Origin of the sequence: Pseudopedobacter saltans DSM 12145, assembly GCF_000190735.1 — a bacterium.
In the GTDB taxonomy this organism is placed as follows: Bacteria; Bacteroidota; Bacteroidia; order Sphingobacteriales; family Sphingobacteriaceae; genus Pseudopedobacter; species Pseudopedobacter saltans.
Window position 1 is genome coordinate 2,946,570 of the sequence record NC_015177.1, and the last position, 21,825, is coordinate 2,968,394.

Sequence of the window (21,825 nt, forward strand, 5' to 3'; positions counted from 1 at the left end):
TGGCTCGTATTTGATTTAAACTTTAAAATTTTGGTTTTGGACGTAAGCATTAAACAGTTTATTAAATATCTATCATTTACAGTAATACTTGCGATAACTGCCTGTGCATCTAAAAAATCTGATAGAAAGGTATCTTTCATAAAGAATCTAACTGCTCATTATAATATTTATTATAATGCATCAGAAATGTTAAAAACTACCGAGATTAACATTAAAAATTCAAACAAGGATGATTACAACCGTTTACTGAAAATTTTCCCTATTCCAAGTAAAGAGACTTCCAACGCAGAAACCGAAAATTTAAATGAAGTTATTTTAAGGGCAAATAGAATTGCTCTTGAAAAATATGAGAGTAACTGGATTGACGATGCTTTTTTGCTATTGGCCAAGGCCGAGTATTATAAAGGAAATTTTTTCAATGCAGCAGAATACTTCAGTTATGTTTCTCAGAATTTCCCTCAGGAGAAACAGAATACCATAGAAGCTTTAATATGGCACGGAAAATCATTATTTGCTTTAAATAAATACAAGGAGGCCGATTCTGTATTGCAATCGGCTTATGCTAAAAACCAGAAATATTACAGAGCAGAGCTTAATGCTGCACTGGCAAACTCTCACTTACACCAAAATAAATTAAACGATGCAGAACATCATTTAGGAAAAGCTGTAAGTTTTGCAAAGGACAGATATTCTAAAATAAGATGGACTTATATTCTGGCTCAATTGCAAGAGGAGGTTAATAAACCCGAAACGGCTTACAAAAATTACGGAAAGGTTGTAAAAAGCAACGCTTCTTTCGAAATGTCTTTCAATGCAAATCTCTCTCAGGTTAGATTAAAAGAGTCCGCCAGCGGTATTCAGTTTAATAAAATAGCCACACTGCATCGACTTTTAAAAGAGGATAAGAACAAAGAATTTAAAGATCAGATTTATTATCAAATTGGACAATCATACGAAGATTTAGCGAATTTAAAAGATGCTATCAAGTATTACGACATCTCGGCGCACACCGAACCGGGGAGTGCCAAACAAAAAGCGTTATCTTATTTAAAGCTCGCTGAGATAAACTTTGATTCGCTAAAAAATTACTCGAAAGCGCAACTTTATTATGACAGTACGCTTCAAAGCTTGCCTAATGATTATCCTACTTTTAATGCGATCTCATTAAAGGCTAAAAATCTGCAATACCTTGCAGACAGGCTTATGCTGATTGAAGAAGAAAAAGAATTACTGATGTTAAGCAAATTGCCTGAGGACGAACGCGCGCATTATATCGAAAACAAAATCAAAGAAAACGAAAAAGAAGATGTCGTTTCCTCTAACCAATCTGCAAATGATTTTAGGCTTTCTTCCCCTGATCCTAATTTACGTAAAGACAATGAGACTTTCTATTTCAACAACAGCACAGCCATTTCTCAAGGTATAAATGAATTCAAAAAAAAATGGGGTAACCGTAAGCTTAGTGATAACTGGCGAATCAGTTCCGGGGTAACTAACATTTCTATAGATCAGGAATCAAATAAATCAGACGCTACTCTACAAAATACTTTTTCTAAGAAAATTATCGATAAGGATTCTTTGAAATCAATAATGTTGAATAGAGTTCCCATTACAGCAGATCAAAAAGCTAATACGTTAAATAAAATAAAGAATGCGAGATATGAAATCGCTATGTTCTATAAAGAACAACTTCTTGATCAAGAAGCGGCTATTGGCGAGTTAGAGCAATCTCTGGAAGATTATACAATCGACGAACCAAAAGTCGCCGAGATTTATTACCAATTGTACCGTCTTTATGAGGACATTGATACTCAAAAATCCGAACAGTATAAAAATTTAGTAATAAAAAGCTTTCCAGGATCCATTTACGCAAAAGCTATTTTGAATCCTGATTTTGGTAAGGAGAGCGAAACAAATTTATCCAACTTAAGAAAGGAATATGAAACTGCTTATCAAAGTTATATTAATAAAAACTATACAGAAACTATAGAAAGAATTAATGTTTTGATAGCAAAGTCTCAGGAATTTCCATCCGAAGCAGCACAATTTGAATATTTAAAAGCACTCGCTATTGGGCATACTCAAAAGGCACCAGTCTTTGTTGCTCAACTGGAATCTATACTTAAAAAATATCCTGCTGATTCCGCTGTGAGTTCCCGAATTAAGAATCAGCTTAGTTTTATAGAAAAGAACAAGACCAGTTTCTATGACAGGCCAACGGCTTTACTTAACTATGATCCAAACGAAATAATTCCGTCTGCTAATTATGCAACTTCCACCTCTGTTGATAACAACCAAAAGGCAGATAAAAACACTCCTGAAAGAGTAGAACCTGCAACACCTGTTGTTTCAAATACTAAAAAAGACCAACCAACACCTGCTTCTAAAATTGCCGAAAACGCAACGAAGACAGAAAATATAATACCTGAAAAAGAAGCTGAAAAGCCTAAACCAATTAATTTCGCAAACAATATCAGGATTAAACATGCCGTTGTTATAGACGTACGAAATGCTAAAATTAATGTTGCAAAACCTTTTGCAGCCTTAACAAAATATTTTTATACTAAATTTGCACCAGGATCTGTCAACCTGTCTATTAGAACTGTAGGAGATACAGACAAGTTGATTATAGTAAAAGGTCCTTTTTCAAACAGGGAAATGGCAGAAAAAGCATTGGCAGAATTATCTAATTCGCTTCCAGAATTATTGGATCTGAAAGCTAGCGAATTTACATCATTTGTCATTTCAGACCCTAACTTACTATTGATCAACAGTACGGAAAGTTTGAATAAGTATTTAAATTTCATAAAGTAAAAATGCAGAAGAAAAACAGCCTTTTAACCGAGGATATCAAAAGATACAACAGATATTTTTGGACATGGGTAATTGGCGTTGTAGCGTTCGTAGCACTAATTATAGTTGCAACCGGTTTTGGCTTATTTGGAGAATTACCTTCATTTAGAGATTTAGAAAACCCAAAAAGTAATCTGGCTTCTATAATTTATGCAGAAGATAAAGCCGAATTAGGAACATATTATGTTCAAAACAGATCCAACGTTAGATTTAAGGATATATCTCCTAATGTAATCAATGCGCTTGTTGCAACAGAGGATGTAAGATTTTTGGAACATTCTGGTGTAGACTTTAAAAGAACTTTCTCTATTATTCTTTATAACCTTATAGGAAAAAAACAAGGTGCCAGTACCATTACTCAACAATTGGCTTTAAACCTCTTTTCCGAACAGGCAAGAGAAAAATCTACTTTAAAACGGATTCCTCAGAAACTTAAAGAACTTATTGTTGCTGTTCGTTTAGAGCGTAATTATACAAAAGAGGAAATCATCACAATGTATTTAAATACAGTTGATTTTGGTAACAATTCTTTTGGGATAAAAGCGGCTGCCAGAACCTATTTTAATACAACACCAGCTAAATTAGATCCGGCGCAAGCAGCTACTCTTGTGGGTATTTTAAAAGGAACCAGCCTATATTCTCCCACTAGAAATCCCGAGCGTTCTCTAGGAAGAAGAAACCTGATTCTTAGAAAAATGGCTGATGAAAACTTCATTTCTGAAGCCGAAGCTGAAAAGTTCAAACAAGAGTCGTTAGGACTAAAATTCAATCCTGCCAGCCATAGTGAAGGATTAGCGACATACTTTAGAGCTGTATTGAAAAAAGATATTCAGCAAACTCTAAAAGAACTTTCTATTACAAAAGCAGACGGAACACCATACGATTTGGACAGAGATGGTTTAAAAATCTATACTACCATCAACACAAAAATGCAACGTTATGCAGAAGAGTCCCAAATCGAATATATGAAAACCCTTCAGAAAGAATTTAATGCGCACTGGAAAGGCAGAGACCCTTTCAAAGGCAATGAAAATCTGATTAAACAAGGGATGAAACGTTCGGATAGGTATAAAGCTTTAATAGAAGAAGGCCTGTCTGAGTCGGAAATCGAGAAAAATTTCAATACTCCAACCCAAATGGAAATATTTAGTTGGAGAGGAAATATTGATACGGTGATGAAACCTATCGATTCCATAAAATATTATAAAATGATCTTGAGAAACTCCCTGATGAGTATGGATCCTAACACAGGCGAAATAAAAGCTTGGGTAGGAGGAATAAATTTCGAGCATTTTAAATATGACCAGGTGAAAATGGGAACCAGACAAGTCGGTTCAACAGCTAAACCATTTACCTATGCTGTTGGTATCGATAATGGTTATTCTCCGTGTTATCAGGTAAATAATGTTCCTTACACGGTTACCGGTTATGGTGAGCCCTGGACTCCAAGAGGTCATGTTGCTAAACAGGGATACTTAACATTAAGACAAGCGATGGCGCTTTCTCAGAACTATATTACCGCCTGGGTGATGCAACAAGTCGGCCCTGAAAGTGTTGCCGCTTTAATTCAAAGGATGGGAATTACCAGCAATGTACCACCATATCCATCTATTGCCTTAGGATCTTTTGAAGCCTCGGTATTTGATATGACAGGTGCTTACAGTGCTTTTGTAAACCACGGGGTATGGACTGAACCAACGTATTTACTTCGCGTTGAAGATAAAAATGGTAATGTTTTGTTCGAAAGAAAACCTAAAGTTGTGGTTGCACTTAATCCGCAAACTGCTTATATAATGACATACATGTTAAAAGGTGTTGTTGAACAAGGAACAGGTGTACGTTTAAGATATCGTTATGGACTGACAAATCCTATTGGAGGAAAAACAGGTACTACCAATGACAATTCTGACGGTTGGTTTATGGCAATCACTCCGCAACTTGTAACCGGAATCTGGACAGGTTGCGAGGACAGGGCTATACACTTTAGAAGTACAAACTTAGGTGAAGGGGCCAATACGGCATTACCTATCTTTGCCGGATTCATCAAAAAAGTATATGCAGATCCTTCTTTAGGAATTACAAAAGGTGATTTTGAGCAACCTACGGGTGGAATATCAACAGTTTTAGATTGTAATCAATACCATCAGGGTGCAGGCGGAGAAAATCAGGAAGGCTCATCAGAAAATTTAAACGAAAGATTGGGTTTTTAATCCGACAAATCGAATAATCTATTGCAGGCATAATGGTTTATAAAACTATTATGCCTTATTTTTGTCTAAAGTTTTGCTAAAAACATGTTCGACTATAAAGCATATCTTAAGAATATACCGCACAAGCCCGGCATTTATCAATATTATAATGACGAAGGAGAAATTATATATATTGGCAAAGCTAAAGATCTAAAAAACCGCGTCAGCTCCTATTTCATTAAGGACACTTATAAAATTAACTCCAAAACGAAAGTATTAGTCGGCAAAATCAGAGATATCAAATTTACAATCGTTGATTCTGAAGTCGATGCATGGCTTTTGGAAAACAGCCTGATTAAAAAGCATAAGCCAAGGTATAATGTCTTATTAAAAGATGATAAAACCTATCCCTGGATTGTAATAAAAAATGAACGGTTCCCCAGAATACAATGGACCAGAAGGATTATAAAGGACGGTTCAAAATATCTGGGGCCTTATCCTTCTGTTGCCATGATGCATTCCATTTTGGATCTCATCAAGGAAAGTTATCAGCTAAGAACATGCAATCTGGCATTGACTCCTCCCAATATAGCAGCAGGAAAATTTAGGGCGTGTTTAGAGTATCAAATAGGTAACTGCAAAGCCCCTTGCGAAGGTTTACAAACAGAAGAAGATTACAGAAACTCGATTAACGAGATTAAAGATATTCTAAACGGCAAGACGGGCCAGGTTGTCCGTCAACTTAAAGATAAAATAAGTGAAGCAGCCAGTAGCTTGAATTTCGAGGTTGCTCATCAATTGCAGAAAAAATACGAGCTTCTTGAGAAATACCAAAGCAAATCAACAGTCGTTAATTCGTCCATAACAGAGGTGGACGTATTTAGCATAGCCTCTGAAGAAAAAATTGCATTTGTAAATTTTTTGAAGGTAATGCATGGTACTATTACTCAAACACAAACTATAGAAATTAAAAAATGTCTGGACGAAAGTGATGAAGAGTTACTTGCTTTAGCAATCTCAGAATTCAGAAATAGATATAAAAGCCGATCAAGAGAAATCATCGTCCCTTTTAATATCGATATAGAGGATGCGAACCTTAAATTTACCGTACCTAAAGCCGGGGAGAAAAAAAGTCTGCTTGATCTCTCTTTAAAAAATGTGCTTTTCTTTAAAAAAGATAAAATAGAACAATACGAAAAGTTAAATCCTGATATTAAAACGGAGCGACTACTGACTAAAATGCAGAAAGACCTGCATCTTACAGAGCTTCCTAAGCATATAGAATGTTTTGATAATTCGAATTTCCAGGGCAAATATCCGGTGTCTTCTATTGTTGTATTTAAAGATGCTAAACCTTCCAAAAAAGACTACAGGCACTTTAATGTAAAAACTGTGGAAGGGCCTAATGATTTCGCAACAATGGAAGAAGCTGTTTATAGACGATATAAGAGAGTCTTGGAAGAAAACCAGCCATTACCTCAGCTTGTGGTTATAGACGGCGGGAAAGGCCAATTATCATCAGCTGTTAAGAGCTTAAAAAAGCTTGGTATATACGAAAAACTAGCCGTCATTGGAATTGCAAAAAGATTAGAAGAATTGTACTATCCTGGCGATCAATATCCATTACATTTGGATAAAAAGTCAGAAACTTTAAAAGTCATCCAACATTTAAGAGACGAAGCACACCGATTTGGTATTACTTTCCATAGGAAAAAACGCGATCAGGGCACACTTAAAACCGAACTTGAAATGATTGAAGGTATTGGTAAAAAGACGTCGGAAAATTTACTAACAAGCTTTAAATCTGTAAAAAGGATAAAAGAGGCAACCGAAGAACAACTTTTAACCGTTGTAAATAAAAAGCAAGCAAAGTCTATTATTGACTTCTTTAGTGTACAAAACTAAAAAGCCAATCTGAACAGATTGGCTTTTTAAATTTCAAAATTGTATAACTTAAATTAGTATTCCCATAAGTCCTGATCGTACTGCATCAAGTTATTTTTTATTCTATCCGCTTCAAGCAGCTTATCAACTCCATTCGCTAGATCTTTGCGATCTTTAATTCTGATATCTTCAGGATTCGACTCTTTACTAATTATACTGGTGAAAAATCTCAATTGCATAGCGTCATCAAAGCTGTAACCAATTTTATCATTGGCATGTGCTATGTTATACTTACACAGCCTGTCTCTGATAGATGGATAATTAATCCAAACTACAGGCTGCATATTCAGTAATAAATCACCAAGATTTTCACCTCCTCCCGGACCACCATTTCCACCGGGTAAGGCAGGGCCTGTATTTAAATTAATTGAATTCGGTACTATAACGGCTATACCAACAATAAAAGGTTTAAACTCTGATCTGTTTTTATCAAAATACCAATCCTCTACGATTCTAAGGCCAAATCTCACGTTTTTCTCATAATCACTAAATTCCTCATCACTAACAATGCCTAAAGTAGTTAAAGCACCATCTATAGTAGCACTATCTACCTCCATGGTAAATTGGTCGGAATTATAACCGTCCATTTTACCGGATCTAACCTCATCTAATATAATTCTAATAATATTTTTCCTGGGATCTGCGGCTACAAGATATTTATTGGCATTTTCTGCGAAGAAAACATCCCTCCAAATCCTCTTACTGTAAGTAACATCGTCTGCCTTAACCTTTGGTAACGCGGGTGCACAATTGATACTGTCTTTGGAAACATTCTTATCGAACTTTACAGAATCCGCGAAATCATGAACAGACTTAACAACAGTCTTTTTCTTCTTTTCACTTTGTGCATTAACTTGAGTTAAAGCACAAAGCATTAATATCACAGAAAAAATTCCTTTTCTAATCATCTTATCTTCCTATTTGGATACTCACAGGAGTTTCTAAATTTACAGTTTTGCCAGTTTCACCTACAGCAGATATATTTAAGAAATAAATAACATCTCCCGGAGCCAAATTACTGATTACCTGCTTCACCTGACCGGCAAAATTATCATCATTAGATTGAATGATAACTGCGTCCTGTCTCGGCTTTTGTGCAAACAATGTAAATTTGCTGATCCTATATTTAAAATCAAAATCAAAATTTCTTAATTCAGCGTCAAGTTTCCCCGTACTCTTTGCAGTAGCCGCACTTACAACTCCAGAAGCCTTTCCTGCAAATGTAGCAATCGGAGGAGGAACCTCTTTTATCCTGAACTTTGTGGTTCCCAATACTTGAGATTTACCAGGCGCCAACTCTGCTGAAACAGTAACAATGGCTTCATTTCCTCCGGATACTTTAGCAACATACTTCCCATTTGACCCCGATAAAGATCCTCCCGTCATGTTCACCTTCAACTTCTCTTTTGGAATACCTGGTGCCGAAACAGAAATAGGATTATCAGGACCAATATAAAGAACGTTCATTTTATCTGGAGAAACCACTGCAGAAGGTCTTGCTACCGTATAACTTTGTTCTGGTGTCTCATAAGTTTTAACGGTTCCATCGGTTTGTTGAACTCTAATAGTACCCTTCCATTTAAATTCTCCTTCACTATTGGTATTTATAGTATAAACACCTCTTCCATCTTTTGTTGATAATTTGGAACCATTAACAGTAATATCTGGATTTTGCTTTGAATCATATGCCGTTAAGAAAACTTCCGCAGAATAGGGCTGTCCCTGAATCACATAAGATGTTGGGGCAACTGCAACCGCTGCAAATGCATCCAAAGTAACTAATGCTTCGTCCATTTTTGAAAGAAATTTCCTAACTACAACGTTCTCCGCATTCTTTACATCTGTTTGAATCTTAGAAAGAATGGTAATCGTAGCTGTTAAAGGCGTTCCATCACCAAAATTACTTTGTTCCCAATTTTTTCTGGTACCGTCATTAGCGGGTTTAGCCGGGTCTACCGCCTCTAAAGAAAATGCAACAGATGCTTTGTCTTTCGGATCAACTAACGCCAATAATTTCTCTCTAGTCTTGTTTATCTTCTTCTTTAATTCCTCACCCTTCTTCTGATTAATCATAATACGTGGAGAAACGTCCAAATCATCCCGCTTATTAAGTTCACCTGTTTCCGGGTTTCTACCACCACCTTCCGTCTCTAAAGTTTTCTTTAAATTATCTACGTACGCAAATAATTCTCCTGCAACAGTTTTAGCTTGATTTATTTTATCTAAAATTGGTTTTGCTCTCTCCGGATTCTCTTTCATCTTAGTTTGTTCGAAGGCATTTACCGCCTGATCCAAACTTTGACTCACATATTCTGTTGAGGTAACCAAACTATTATTTAAGGTAGAAAATGCATTTAGAATGGTATCAGATACGTTTAATGCCAACATTGCCATTAATACCAGATACATGATACCAATCATCTTCTGCCTTGGGGTTTCCTTACCACCTGCCATTTTTTAACATTTAAAAGTTTAACAAATAAAGAATTAAAAAACTACGCGCGTGGTTGGTTCATTGCTGAAAGCATATTACCGTAAACCGCATTTAAGCTAGCAAGGTTTTTAGATAATTTCCCAACCTCCTCTTTAAACTGCTTAGAATCGTCTAAAGACTCGTTAAAATTCTGCATTGTTTCAGATAAGTTTTGATAAAACTTATTCATAGCTTTCAAATGTGCGTTAGAATCTTGTAATTCTAATTCATAAACTGCATTTAAGGCAGATATATTCTTACCCAAGTTAGTAACCTGTGTATAGTATTCTTTGGAAGCCTGCGATGCCTGAGCCACTTCTAGCACTCCTGCACTCGCTTTTTCTGCTGCTTGACCTAAACCTTCTACTTTTGAAGAAGCGGAAGATATTTTGTTTGCAAAATCCGCTGTTGCTACTGAAGCATCTGCCGCATTAGAAATAGCCGCAATTTTAGAACTGAAGTTATCCAGCCCTTCTCTTACTTTAGCAGCAAAATCGTCTCCGATTTTTAAGTCTGGAAAAGCAGCTCCTCCGCCAACATTTCCTTTAATCTCTAATTCATTAAGTTTTACTGCTTTATGCATATCCGGTAAATCACCTGCAAAGTCGTCTGATAATTGAGGATAAACTTTCTCCCATTTTGGATCTTTATGAGGCGGCTGAAATCCCATCAAAAAAAACAGCAATGCCTCTACTAAAAGACCCGCAGATATAACCATACCCCCACCTGGCCAGTGCATAATTTTAAACAACGCTCCAATAATTACCACAGTAGCACCCCAAGATACAATCGCATCCATGGTCACTTTAAATTTTTTCTTTCCAGCCATAATTTACGCCAAGATTTTAGTTTTTATTTTTTTGTTTAGTTAAGGTTTCATGCGACTTGGTTTATCTTTGATGTCCCTTCCAACGAAAGGAGTAACACATCTAAAACCAATTGAAGAACGGGCCGAGTCAGGATACTCATAAGATTTTGCAGAATTTTGCAGAAAATATCCTATATCTTTCCATGATCCTCCTTTAACCACCCTTCTTTTATCATAATCCGGGTCGCCTTCTTTAACAGCTTTATCATAAGAAGGGTTCAGCGTATTTATATAAGCTGTTGCGGTTGGATTATATATTGAACTGGTCCATTCTGCAACGTTTCCAGCCATATTGTAAAGCCCGTAATCATTAGGGAAATAGGATTTCGCGTAAACTGTAAATGCTCCACCATCATCTATATAATTTCCTCTACCAGGTTTAAAGTTCGCCAATAAACATCCTTTCGCATTTCTGATATATGGCCCTCCCCAAGGATAAGTTGTACCAACTCTTCCTCCTCTGGCGGCATATTCAAATTGAGCTTCAGTAGGTAGATCATAATCCAGCCTGGAAGGAAGATTTCTTGAAGTCTTATAAGCTTCGTTCAAGCGGGATCTCCAAACGGTAAATGCTTTTGCTTGTTTCCAGCTTACTCCAACCACAGGATAATTAGCAAAAGAAGGATGTGAAAAATATCCTTTTGTCATTGGGTCATTCTGGGCATACGTAAAATCAGATATCCAAACTAAAGTATCGGGATAAACATAAACTTCTTCCTTTACTATAAATTGGTCCCTGGTTACTCCCAAACCATTTTTATTTCTATTTGGATCACGAGCACCTCTCATATCCGCAGCTTTTCTATAATCTATCCATTCATAATCATATTTCAACTGCTCAACATTCAATTCCTTTTTACCAAAGAAACGTTCGTTATCCTGATAATACATATTTTTATTAAGCTCTTCTACTAGAGCTTTATCTCCCCAAATCCCTTTACCTGACTGAACTTTTTTCCAATCTATAAAAGTAGCCCCTGTATTGGCATCTTTACCTTTGGGTTTTAACATATACTTATCAGCTCCGTTTCCCAGTCTTTTTACTGCGATAGAGTCTCTAACCCAATGTACAAACTGCTTATACTCACTATTAGTGATTTCAGTTTCGTCCATGTAGAAAGCCGAAATAGTAACTTGTTTATTTTGTGGGAATTGAGATATGGTGACATCCTGGTCAACCTGCCCCATAACAAAAGTTCCTGCAGGAATATAAACCATTCCGTAAGGTACCTCCTGTCTAACTGCTTTTTGAGATTTAACTCCGGTCAACTCTCCTCGTCCACCAGTTGTTCCTCCCCCACAACCTACCAACAATCCTAATGATATTAATAGTACTGATGAGTATATAATCTTCATTTTTTTCTGTTACAATTTTCTGTCTTTTTGACGCGCGCTAAATTAGCTATTACACATTAACTTTGAGGTAATTTTAAACAATAATTTCGTGAAAACCTAAAAAACGATCTGATGCAAAAATCAAGTCTGTTCGCAATTACTAAAAAAACGTTTAAAAATATAATCTCAATTTCATTTTATCAATACCAAATATAGGGTATTTTCAAATGTTTATATAAACCGTAATACGAGAACACCCCTTTTTAGGTTTCAAAAAAAAACCGCGGTAAAGACCGCGGTTATATAATTTATTTAGTTTATTATTTTATCGACTTAATGTATTGCTCTATAGCCATAGTCATAGACGGCGCTTCTGGCGTTGGCGCAGGTATATCCAAAATCAATCCGGCATCTAAAATTGCTTGTCGGGTAGTATTTCCAAAAGCAGCTATTCGGGTTTTATTCTGTTTAAAATCCGGGAAGTTTGTAAATAAAGACTGAACGCTTGACGGGCTGAAGAAAACTATGATATCATAAAAAACATCAGCTAAATCGGATAAATCAGACACCACCGTTCTGAATAATACCGCAGGCGTAAAATCAATACCCTGATTTCTTAAAAACACTTCTGTCGCCTCTGCAGCTACATCAGAACAAGGATAAAGGAATTTTTCACCGCTGTGTTTTTTCAATACATCCGCTAAATCCTTAGCGGTTTGTTTACCGAAAAAAATCTTTCTTTTTCGGTATTGAATGTATTTTTGCAAATACAATGCAATAGATTCCGAAATACAGAAATACTTCATATCCGCAGGAACTTCATACCTCATTTCTTCGCAAACTCGAAAAAAATGATCAGCTGCATTTTTGCTTGTTAAAATTACGGCAGTAAAGTCTGGTAAGTTTATCTTGTCTTTTCTAACGTCTTTCGCGGGCACACCTTCCACGTGAATAAAAGATCTGAAATCAATTTTCAAATTCATTGACGCGGCTAAATCATAATAAGGTGATTTTTTACTTTCCGGTTCTGGTAAAGTAACCAAAATGCTTTTTACTTTAGTCTTTCTATCTTCCACCTGAGATTGCATAAATATATTTTTTATATATTAAGAGCTTTTATTAGTATTATGATAGGACATAATTCAAAGGTGCAAAGGTACAGAAATAAATAAAATTTCGAAAGTTTATATCGAGACAATATATTTATCCCTACTCTAAACAGTTGAAGAACAAAACTAAGGCATAAAAAAGCTATTCCACCCCATAAAAACCAAATATTACTATTCACACTTAACGTAAAAAATATAACAAGAGGTATAAATAATAAAGAAGCGTTAAAAAAAGACAGGTAAATGCTATTTACATATTCTCTCGTTATCTTCTGTACATTGAAGAAATGCCCCAGAAGTCTCAAACCTAAAATCTTTATTGCCAAAGCCAGGCCAAAAAAAACAGATACAAAAAGAAAAAGGTTAAATCCTTTTAAATCAGAAGGAACTCCATATCGATCTAAAGCAACGTATGCAAAAAGACCTATAAAAAAGGAATACAATACATACGAAAACAAAAAGTACCATGAACTTAGAATATTCTCTTCCTTATTAATTTGCGAAAACGTCCTGTCGTCATAAAAAGCTTGAAAAATTAATGACATCTTCTTTCCAAAAACGAGTCTTAGAATTGCAAAACAAATGATAAGAAAGATTAACACCAAAATTTCCCAGGTCGGATATTTCACAACCAATTTACCTTCTTTATACTCCTCTTTTTTTATTTGTTTTGGTCCCTGATGTAAAAAAGTATGATCGTGAACAATGTGCTTCTCCAGCATCTCCTTTACAAATAAATTCTCCCGTTTTGGATCTGGTGCTACAAACATCCAGGTTAAGGAGTCCCGAACATGTTTGGCTTGTGCCAATTGTGCAGAATCTAATCTAACATAAGTATAACTTCTTCGATACTGGGCAACGGTATCTTTTGGAGCGGTTAGAGAATCTGTTTGCGCATAGCCCTGCAAAAAAGTTCCCAATACAAACAAGAAAAACAAAAATCTCCTAAAGATCATATTTAAAAATAGCTAACGATACCAAAATGTATTTTGCCTTTCTGCAAATCTAACGGAATATTTCTTTGTTTTCCTAAAGCATAGTTTAAAGAAAGACTACCAATTTTTGTCAGGAAAGTAAATCCTGCGCCAAAACTAAATGGATAATTCAATTCGGTTTGCTTCTTAGAAATTTGTTTCATTATTGCCTGATCGTAAAAAACGTTTAAAAATGAATTTTCTTCTATAAAGATTCTATATTCAAGAGTTTGTACCATAAACGAACTTGCAAAAAACTGCTGTTCGTCAAATCCTCTTAATGTTTTCAATCCCCCCAATCTAAAAACCTCATTTTCATAAAAATCTTTCCCTGTTAATAAGGAGGATAGATTATGAAGATATATTGCGGAAACCTTAGATAACTTGAAATAATAACTTAAATCAGCCTTTATTTTAAACTGACTGGTTTGTTCGTCTTTTATTTTTCTATTTCCTGCAGAAAGTGACATCACCAGATTGTATCCTTTTTTTGGGACAAAGAGATTATCAAGAGAGTTTAAATCGAAATCTAGACCATAAAAAAGTATATGTATATCATTAATATTATTGTTGGACTCATTAAACGAAGAAATTGCGTTGCCGGTATAGTTCTCGACATGAAAACCTAAAGACTTATTACTACTATAATTAAATACAAATGCAAGTTTGGTATTTAAGTTCAAGTAATTAGTATCTTGTTTATAAAAAAGTATATCAGTTTTTATGCCTAAACGGGATTTAAAAAGGTAAGGATATTTAAATCCAAAATCTAATTCCTGAGATTGTTGTGGCAGTCCTCTATAATTAAAACTCAATACTTCGCCTTGTTTTAACGCGTTTTGTAATCTTAACTTAAAATCCCCCGTAATTTGTAATTTACCTGTCGCTTGATTTGGAAGAAATCCTATTAAACCGTCGAATTGATTAGCATCTTGTTTATCTAAAAATAAATTTAGTCTCGACCTATCAGCAATAAATTCAATCTCAGGAAACTTTTGTACTTTAACAAAAGGCAATTCTCTTAATCGCTTGTCTATCATCCGGATTTTATTTTCCTGATAATCCCCCCCAATTCTCAATCCCAGATGTGTTGGAAGAAATGAATCAGAAATTTTCAAAGAACCAATAATCCTAACGGAATCTATAAAAAATCGATCTCCCGGAGAACTAAAAATACTCGCCGACAATGCATTATTTTTAAACTGAAAGCTATCTAACCAAACTTCAGCAAAAGGAAAACCATGGTTCTCATACCAGTCTAACAGTTTCCGTTTCAGTTCCGATAAGCTTCTGAGATTTAAATACTGATCTAAATAATATTTTTCTTTAAAGCTGATATCACTTAAAACCAGTGGGGCGATATTACCATTTTTAAGATATAATAATTTGAATTGATCTCCTGTGAAAAAGGTAACACTTAGCTGTCTGTCCTGCCATTCACGTTGCACAATTTCCGCATAAAAAAAGCCTTGATCATGTAATTTTTGTAACAAATCAACAATGGCCTTTTCTACTTTCAATGAATCTTCATAAACAGACTTAGGCTGATTAGAAAAATCTTTAGGCACTCCCTTTATCTCAACACGCCAGTTTTGTGTCTGCAACTGTCCATAAGAAACAGAAATAAACAAACACATAAAAAATAGAAGAGACAACCTAAACATCCTGTAAAAATATACTTTAAAAGATAAAATCAGAACAATAGAATGCGATAGACACTATTTGATTAACTTTGCTTTATGGCCGGAATTTATATCCATATTCCATTTTGTAAACAAGCTTGTCATTACTGCGATTTTCATTTTAGCACATCGTTAAAATATAAAGATGATATGCTGAAAGCAATAAATCGGGAAATTCTACTACAAAAGAATTTCTTGCAGAATGAAAAGATAGAAACTATTTATTTTGGAGGTGGTACCCCATCTTTATTGACTAGTGACGAGATTAATAAAATAACAGAACAGATCCAGCGCTATTATATTGCCGACGAATTGGTAGAAGTAACACTAGAAACCAACCCCGATGATCTTTCCTCACAAAAAATCGCCGCGCTCAAGCACACTCCAGTTAATAGATTCAGCATAGGAATTCAGTCTTTCTTTAACGAGGACTTAAAATGGATGAACAGAGCGCACCAGGCAAAAGAAGCTGAATTTGCAATAAAAGCTTCCCAGGATGCAGGTTTTGAAAATTTAACTGTAGATCTGATTTATGGATACCCTCTTTTAACTAAAGAAAAATGGGACCTCAACATCAATCAGGTATTGGCTATGGATATTCCTCACGTATCGTGTTATTCTATGACAGTTGAACCGAAAACTGCTTTAGCTTCATTTATCAAAAAAGGAATAGACAAAAACATGGATGACACCAAAAGTGCAGAACAATTCCTTCATTTATCTGCCAAACTTCAGGAAAATGGATTTGAACATTATGAAATATCTAATTTTGCAAAAGGCAACAAGTACTCTGTTCACAATACTAACTACTGGAGAGGGGTAAAGTACCTCGGAATTGGTCCTTCAGCCCATTCATTTGATGGAAAAGACCGTCAATGGAATATTGCTAATAATGCATTATATATGCAATCGTTAGGAAAAGACAATATTCCCGCAGAAAAAGAGTTTTTAAGTCCCAAAGACCGTGTCAATGAATATATAATGACCGCATTAAGAACCATGTGGGGATTAGATCTTAATAAGATAAACTCCGATTTCCCCGTTTTTAAAGCGGAAATCTCTAAAAATATGAACCAGTTTTTTGAAAAAGATTGGATAGAGGAAAAAGATAATCACATAATTTTAACCACAAAAGGCAAGTTATACGCAGACCATATCGCTGCCGAATTATTTATAGAAGATGGATTTTAAGAACAAAGTTGTTTGGATCACTGGCGCATCTTCCGGAATCGGAAAAGAACTCGCAATCGAACTAAAAAAGCAAGGAGCCAAACTGATTCTTTCTTCAAGAAAAAGGGAAAAGCTCTATCAATTAAAACAGGATTTAAAAACCGATCCTATCAATACCCATATCCTTCCTCTTGATCTTACCGACAAAGAGAATCTGGCGCAAAAAAGCGAAGAAGCCTGGCGAATTTATGGCTATATAGATGTTTTAATAAATTCTGGCGGAATCAGTCAACGTTCTTTAGGGTTAGAAACCCATCTAAAGGTCGAACAGCAAATATTTGACACCAATTATTGGGGAACGGTGATTTTAAGTAAAAACATCATTCCTAAAATGATTAAAAATGGCGGTGGGAATATTGTTGTCATCAGTTCATTAATGGGAAAATTCGGTACGCAATACAGAACATCCTATGCCGCATCAAAGCATGCTTTACATGGTTATTTTGACTCTTTAAGATGTGAAGTTTATAATAAAGGAATTGATATCTCAATTATCTGCCCTGGATTCATCAACACAGATATTACAAAAAATTCTCTAACAGCAAATGGCGAGAAATATGAAAAGGCCGATGAATTTCAGCTACATGGCATTCCCGCCAAAGAGTGCGCACTACGTATTTTGTCCGCTACCGGCAAAAAAGAAGAAGTAATAATAGCCGGAAAAGAGAAATGGGGAGTAATAATTAAAAGATTCTTTCCTGCATATTTTTCAAAAATGATTAGGAAAAGAAACGTTATTTAAATTTGTTTTAAATAAAATTTCTATATTTAATGGCTTAAAATCTAAAAACTTATTTGCCGTATCCCTTTAAATGAGAACTAAAATAGAGAGCGCGTTCATAATTGATGATGACGACATTTATATTTTTGGAATAAAAAAACTCATTCAGATAAAAAAGCTTTGCGAGGATTTACATTCATTTAGCAATGGATATGAAGCCTTACAAAAGCTGGAAGAATTAAGAAATGCAAATCAGGCATTTCCTGAAATTATTTTGCTGGATATAAACATGCCAATCATGACGGGATGGGAGTTTATTGAACATTTCAGAAATTTCGAAAATGATTTAAAAACACACACAAAAATCTATATGGTTAGCTCTTCTATTGATCCGGAAGACATAGACCGAGCAGATAAACTAAAGGAAATTGAGAAGTATATTATCAAACCTATAGATCTTGATACGCTGATAGAAATATTTACAATATAATGGTGTCATGGTAAAATGACACCAAATCAACCATTTAATAAAATCTCAAGTCTTAACTTTACGTGTTATATAAGCGCGTTTTTTATTTAAGATGGGAAAGATATTTTCACTGGCATTACTATCCATTCTTCTTCTGGCTTTTGATTTATACATCTACAAAGCGATATTGTCTATTTATCCTAAATGGAGTAATAAAAAAAAGGAAAATTTCACACGAATTTGGTGGATTTATAGCATATTATTAATAATAGGAGTTTTTATAAGCATATTCTTCAACATTTTCCTCTGGTTAAGAGCAATCATTCTCGTTTCTTTTTTTATAACTTTTGTATCAAAACTATGTTTTGTTCCTCTTTTGTTAATCGATGATATAAGGAGGGTAATTAAAAAGGTAGTCAATAAGAAAAATAACACCGAAAAGGAAGAAGTCTCCTCTAAAGATAATACTATTTCCCGGTCGGAATTTTTAGTAAAATCGGGCATGGCTATAGCTGCCGTACCATTTTCCACATTAACCTGGGGAATTGCATATGGCGCATACGACTACAGAGTAAAAAAACAAACACTAATCCTTCCTAATTTACCTTCATCTTTTAATGGGATGAAGATTGCACAGATATCTGATATCCATTCTGGAAGCTTTTACAACAAAAGAGCAGTATTAGGCGGTGTTGAAATGCTGTTAAATGAAAAGCCTGATATAGCTTTCTTTACGGGCGACTTAGTTAACGGAAAAGCTTCTGAAATGCGGGATTATCAGGATATCTTTTCAAAAGTAAAAGCTCCTTTAGGTGTATTTTCTGTACTAGGAAATCATGATTACGGAATGTACGAAAAATGGAAAGACGACGCTGCCCGAAATAAAAATTTAGAAGACCTTAAAACAACTCATAAAAACATGGGTTGGCAACTTTTAAACAATGCTAACAGAAGGATTAAAATCAATAATGAAGAAATTGGTATTTTAGGAATTGAAAACTGGGGAGGAGGCCGTTTCCCGAAATACGGTAAAATGAAAGAAGCGGTAAAAAACACCGATGATTTACCGATAAAACTACTTCTGTCTCATGATCCATCTCATTGGAAACTTCAGGTATTAAAAGAATATCCACAAATAGACGTCATGTTTTCCGGGCATACCCATGGTTCGCAGTTTGGTATAGAAACAGAACGTTTTAAATGGAGTCCTGTACAATATCTTTATGAAGAATGGGACGGACTATATCAACAGAACAACCAACAATTATACGTAAATGTAGGATATGGATTTTTAGGCTATCCTGGCAGAGTTGGTATTTTACCTGAAATCACGATATTTGAATTGAAGAGCTCTTAGCTCGAATAAATTCAAATGACATATCACCTCCGCAAAAGTATAGACTTCTTAATATTCAGCAATATATTCATAGCTATATGTGCCGTCGCTCAGGCTTTGGTTACTTATCACCTGCTTGATGCAACACCACATATCGCGGTTCTTTGCTTTTTATTTTTCTCTACACTTTGTACTTATAACTTCAGTATATTAATACAAAGAAAGGCCATACATAAACGCTCCCCATTTAGAAGGATAAGATGGTTCTACTGGCATTATCAAATCTGTATTATTATAACCATTATATCAGCTCTAGCGTTAATACCAATATTTTTTTTCTTAAGTAACTCTTCTAAATTAGTATTAATCTTTGTCGGCTTGCTTTCTATCGGATATTCACTGCCATTATTCAAACTTCGAGAAAAAAGATTTGGACTTCGGAATATCCCTGGCATCAAATTGTTTTTAATAGCTTTGGTATGGTCCGTAAGCTGCGTGACCTTTCCAATAGTCGAGATTAATTCCCATAATTTAATAGCTATCCCCCTTTCAGACACGTTAATCTTAACCATAAAAAGATTCCTATTTGTGGCTGCTATAACGGTTCCCTTTGATATCAGAGATTTATTTCAGGACAGACTTAATGATTTAAAAACCATACCTACCACGCTCGGAGAAAAGGGAGCCTACATTTTTTGCCAAATATTACTCATCCTCTATCTCGTATTGCTTTTTATTTTTAGCAAAAATATAGATACAGATTTTATGGCTCTAGGCTTGACAATAATTCTTGCAAGCTGGCTAATATTTAAATCTAACTGGAAAAAAAACGAATATTATTACTTCCTCTATTTAGATGGGACAATGCTACTTCAATATCTACTGATAGCCTTATTCGCAATACTATTCCCTTAGAAACAAAAAAGCTATCCTTTTCAGGATAGCCTTGGTACAAAATAAACTTATTTAACTATTTATTTTCAGGAGCCTGATCTATTAATTCCATAAACTGATCAAGCTCTGGTGTTATGATAATTTGAGTTCTCCTATTTTTGCTTTTTCCCTCTTCCGTACTGTTAGGTGCAACCGGATTATATTCTCCTCTCCCACCAGCCGTCAACCGCTTCGGATCAACACCGTATTTCGTTTGTAGTGACTGCACAACAGAAGAAGCTCTTAAAACACTCAAATCCCAGTTATTTCTGATATTTGTTTGAGAAATAGGAACATTATCTGTGTTACCTTCAATCAAGACACCATAATTTTTATAGTCCTTAATAATCTTCGCAATTTTACTGAGAGTTTGGTCCGCCCTGTCGGATATTTCATAACTACCCGATTTGTATAGCATATTATCGGCCAATGAGATATAAACCACTCCTTTTAAAACCTGAATATCAACGTCTCGCAATTCTTCCCGACTCAAAGATCTGGTAAGATTATTAGTCAACACCAAATTTAATGAGTCGCTTTTGTTTTTTGTGTTAACCAGATGCTGGATGTATTTATTTGATGCATTTATTTCATCTACCAGCTTAGATATATTCACATTCCCTTGATTGCTTGATTTTAGACACTTGTCCAGTGCTCTTTGCAAAGCTTCTCTATTAGATCGCTCAGATGCAATTTGTTCCTCTAAACTTTTCACCCTGGAACTGCTGCCCGATAAGCCCTGTTGACTTTCCTGATATTTACCATTAAGTTCTCTCGCTCTGGTTTCTAAATCCGCATATTTAGTTTGTAATTCGGTATACTGCTTTTTACTTACACAACTTTGCGTCAAAAAAGCCATTATAAAAATCACAAACATTAATTGATAAGTCTTCATAATATTCGCTTTTTGTGAGTAATTACAACGTACAAGAATAAATAATGTTTTAAAGCTAAACGAGCGGAAATAAAAAAGCCCTAGAAATATCCAAGGCTTTATATGTGGAGGCTGCTGGATTCGAACCAGTGACCCTCCCGATGTAAAATCGGGATGCGCTGAACCAGCTGAGCTAAACCCCGTCGATTAACTGTTCCAGTAATTGACGGCTTTTCCAGTTCTTAGGCTGCTTTTCACGTTTCATCGCATCACGCTTCAGCTCGTACTCTTGCCACTTTAATTCCCAGTCATGATTACCTTTACCCGTAAAACCCCGATGGTTACTGTTGTGCTTGCGAATCCTATCTTCCAGATCACTTGTATACCCAACATAATATTTATCCAAGCTGGACGAATACAAGATATAAACAATGTAGACTGACATGAAAAGAAAATCGGTTTATAACAAAAAAGCCCTAGAAACATCCAAGGCTTTATATGTGGAGGCTACTGGATTCGAACCAGTGACCCTCCCGATGTAAAATCGGGATGCGCCGAACCAGCTGAGCTAAACCCCGTCGATTAACTGTTCCAGTAATTGACGGCTTTTCCAGTTCTTAAGCTGCTTTTCGCGTTTTATCGCATCACGCTTCAGCTCATAAATCTCTTGCCACTTTAATTCCCAGTCATGATTACCTTTACCCGTAAAACCCCGATGGTTACTGTTGTGCTAGCGAATCCTATCTTCCAGATCACTTGTATACCCAACATAATATTTATCCAAGCTGGACGAATATAAGATATAAACAATGTAGACTGACATGAAAAGAAAATC

Annotated in this window: 16 protein-coding genes and 1 pseudogene; 7 read left to right on the top strand and 10 right to left on the bottom strand. The window is 35.3% G+C overall.

The annotated features are described in order from the left end of the window. Window positions 1-36 precede the first annotated feature (36 nt). The 3 genes from porW (at window position 37) to uvrC (ending at window position 6,947) form a co-directional block, all read left to right on the top strand. Window positions 37-2,814: a type IX secretion system periplasmic lipoprotein PorW/SprE gene (porW, locus tag PEDSA_RS12640; protein WP_148233533.1), complete on the top strand. Its 2,778-nt coding sequence runs from the start codon at window positions 37-39 to the stop codon at window positions 2,812-2,814. Window positions 2,815-2,816: 2 nt separating this feature from the next. Then, complete coding sequence (locus PEDSA_RS12645) at window positions 2,817-5,063, top strand: penicillin-binding protein 1A (RefSeq protein ID WP_013633547.1); 2,247 nt, start codon at window positions 2,817-2,819, stop codon at window positions 5,061-5,063. An 84-nt stretch (window positions 5,064-5,147) separates the two neighbouring features. Continuing rightward, window positions 5,148-6,947, top strand: a complete 1,800-nt coding sequence (gene uvrC / locus PEDSA_RS12650; RefSeq protein ID WP_013633548.1) for an excinuclease ABC subunit UvrC — start codon at window positions 5,148-5,150, stop codon at window positions 6,945-6,947. A 53-nt stretch (window positions 6,948-7,000) separates the two neighbouring features. Here the strand turns inward: uvrC and porN are convergent, their stop codons facing one another. The 7 genes from porN to PEDSA_RS12685 form a co-directional block, all read right to left on the bottom strand. Next, a complete protein-coding gene (gene porN / locus PEDSA_RS19635) occupies window positions 7,001-7,894 on the bottom strand; it encodes a type IX secretion system ring subunit PorN/GldN (RefSeq protein ID WP_013633549.1) in 894 nt (297 codons plus the stop codon). Window position 7,895: 1 nt separating this feature from the next. Continuing rightward, window positions 7,896-9,440 (bottom strand): type IX secretion system motor protein PorM/GldM, encoded by a 1,545-nt coding sequence (gene porM / locus PEDSA_RS12660; protein ID WP_013633550.1) that lies wholly within the window; start codon window positions 9,438-9,440, stop codon window positions 7,896-7,898. A 41-nt stretch (window positions 9,441-9,481) separates the two neighbouring features. Next, on the bottom strand, window positions 9,482-10,288 hold the full coding sequence (porL, locus tag PEDSA_RS12665) for a type IX secretion system motor protein PorL/GldL (protein WP_013633551.1): 807 nt from the start codon (window positions 10,286-10,288) through the stop codon (window positions 9,482-9,484). A 39-nt stretch (window positions 10,289-10,327) separates the two neighbouring features. Continuing rightward, window positions 10,328-11,683, bottom strand: a complete 1,356-nt coding sequence (porK, locus tag PEDSA_RS12670; RefSeq protein ID WP_013633552.1) for a T9SS ring complex lipoprotein PorK/GldK — start codon at window positions 11,681-11,683, stop codon at window positions 10,328-10,330. 299 nt (window positions 11,684-11,982) lie between these two features. After that, entirely contained in the window at window positions 11,983-12,750 is a 768-nt protein-coding gene (locus tag PEDSA_RS12675; protein ID WP_013633553.1) for a uroporphyrinogen-III synthase, read from the bottom strand. A gap of 11 nt (window positions 12,751-12,761) precedes the next feature. Beyond that, window positions 12,762-13,727 (bottom strand): DUF4271 domain-containing protein, encoded by a 966-nt coding sequence (locus PEDSA_RS12680; protein WP_013633554.1) that lies wholly within the window; start codon window positions 13,725-13,727, stop codon window positions 12,762-12,764. A 2-nt stretch (window positions 13,728-13,729) separates the two neighbouring features. After that, the gene (locus PEDSA_RS12685) at window positions 13,730-15,382 is read right to left on the bottom strand and encodes a BamA/TamA family outer membrane protein (RefSeq protein ID WP_013633555.1); all 1,653 of its coding nucleotides are present in this window, start codon (window positions 15,380-15,382) and stop codon (window positions 13,730-13,732) included. A 102-nt stretch (window positions 15,383-15,484) separates the two neighbouring features. Between PEDSA_RS12685 and hemW the strand changes: the two genes are divergently transcribed. The 4 genes from hemW (at window position 15,485) to PEDSA_RS12705 (ending at window position 19,204) form a co-directional block, all read left to right on the top strand. Further along, entirely contained in the window at window positions 15,485-16,618 is a 1,134-nt protein-coding gene (gene hemW / locus PEDSA_RS12690) for a radical SAM family heme chaperone HemW (protein ID WP_013633556.1), read from the top strand. Next, on the top strand, window positions 16,608-17,399 hold the full coding sequence (locus PEDSA_RS12695; protein ID WP_013633557.1) for an SDR family oxidoreductase: 792 nt from the start codon (window positions 16,608-16,610) through the stop codon (window positions 17,397-17,399). Before hemW ends, PEDSA_RS12695 begins: the two co-directional genes overlap by 11 nt. A gap of 70 nt (window positions 17,400-17,469) precedes the next feature. Further along, a complete protein-coding gene (locus tag PEDSA_RS12700; RefSeq protein WP_013633558.1) occupies window positions 17,470-17,868 on the top strand; it encodes a response regulator in 399 nt (132 codons plus the stop codon). Between the two features lie 91 nt (window positions 17,869-17,959). After that, entirely contained in the window at window positions 17,960-19,204 is a 1,245-nt protein-coding gene (locus tag PEDSA_RS12705; protein ID WP_013633559.1) for a metallophosphoesterase, read from the top strand. Between the two features lie 949 nt (window positions 19,205-20,153). On the opposite strand, the gene PEDSA_RS12715 is transcribed toward PEDSA_RS12705, so the two are convergent. The 3 genes and pseudogenes from PEDSA_RS12715 to PEDSA_RS20585 form a co-directional block, all read right to left on the bottom strand. Further along, window positions 20,154-21,011 carry an OmpA/MotB family protein gene (locus PEDSA_RS12715; RefSeq protein ID WP_013633561.1) on the bottom strand — a complete coding sequence of 286 codons (858 nt, stop codon included), beginning with the start codon at window positions 21,009-21,011 and terminating at the stop codon, window positions 20,154-20,156. A gap of 172 nt (window positions 21,012-21,183) precedes the next feature. Next, window positions 21,184-21,435, bottom strand: a complete 252-nt coding sequence (locus PEDSA_RS12720) for a GIY-YIG nuclease family protein (protein WP_013633562.1) — start codon at window positions 21,433-21,435, stop codon at window positions 21,184-21,186. A gap of 123 nt (window positions 21,436-21,558) precedes the next feature. After that, a pseudogene (locus tag PEDSA_RS20585) lies at window positions 21,559-21,813 on the bottom strand (GIY-YIG nuclease family protein). Window positions 21,814-21,825 lie beyond the last annotated feature (12 nt).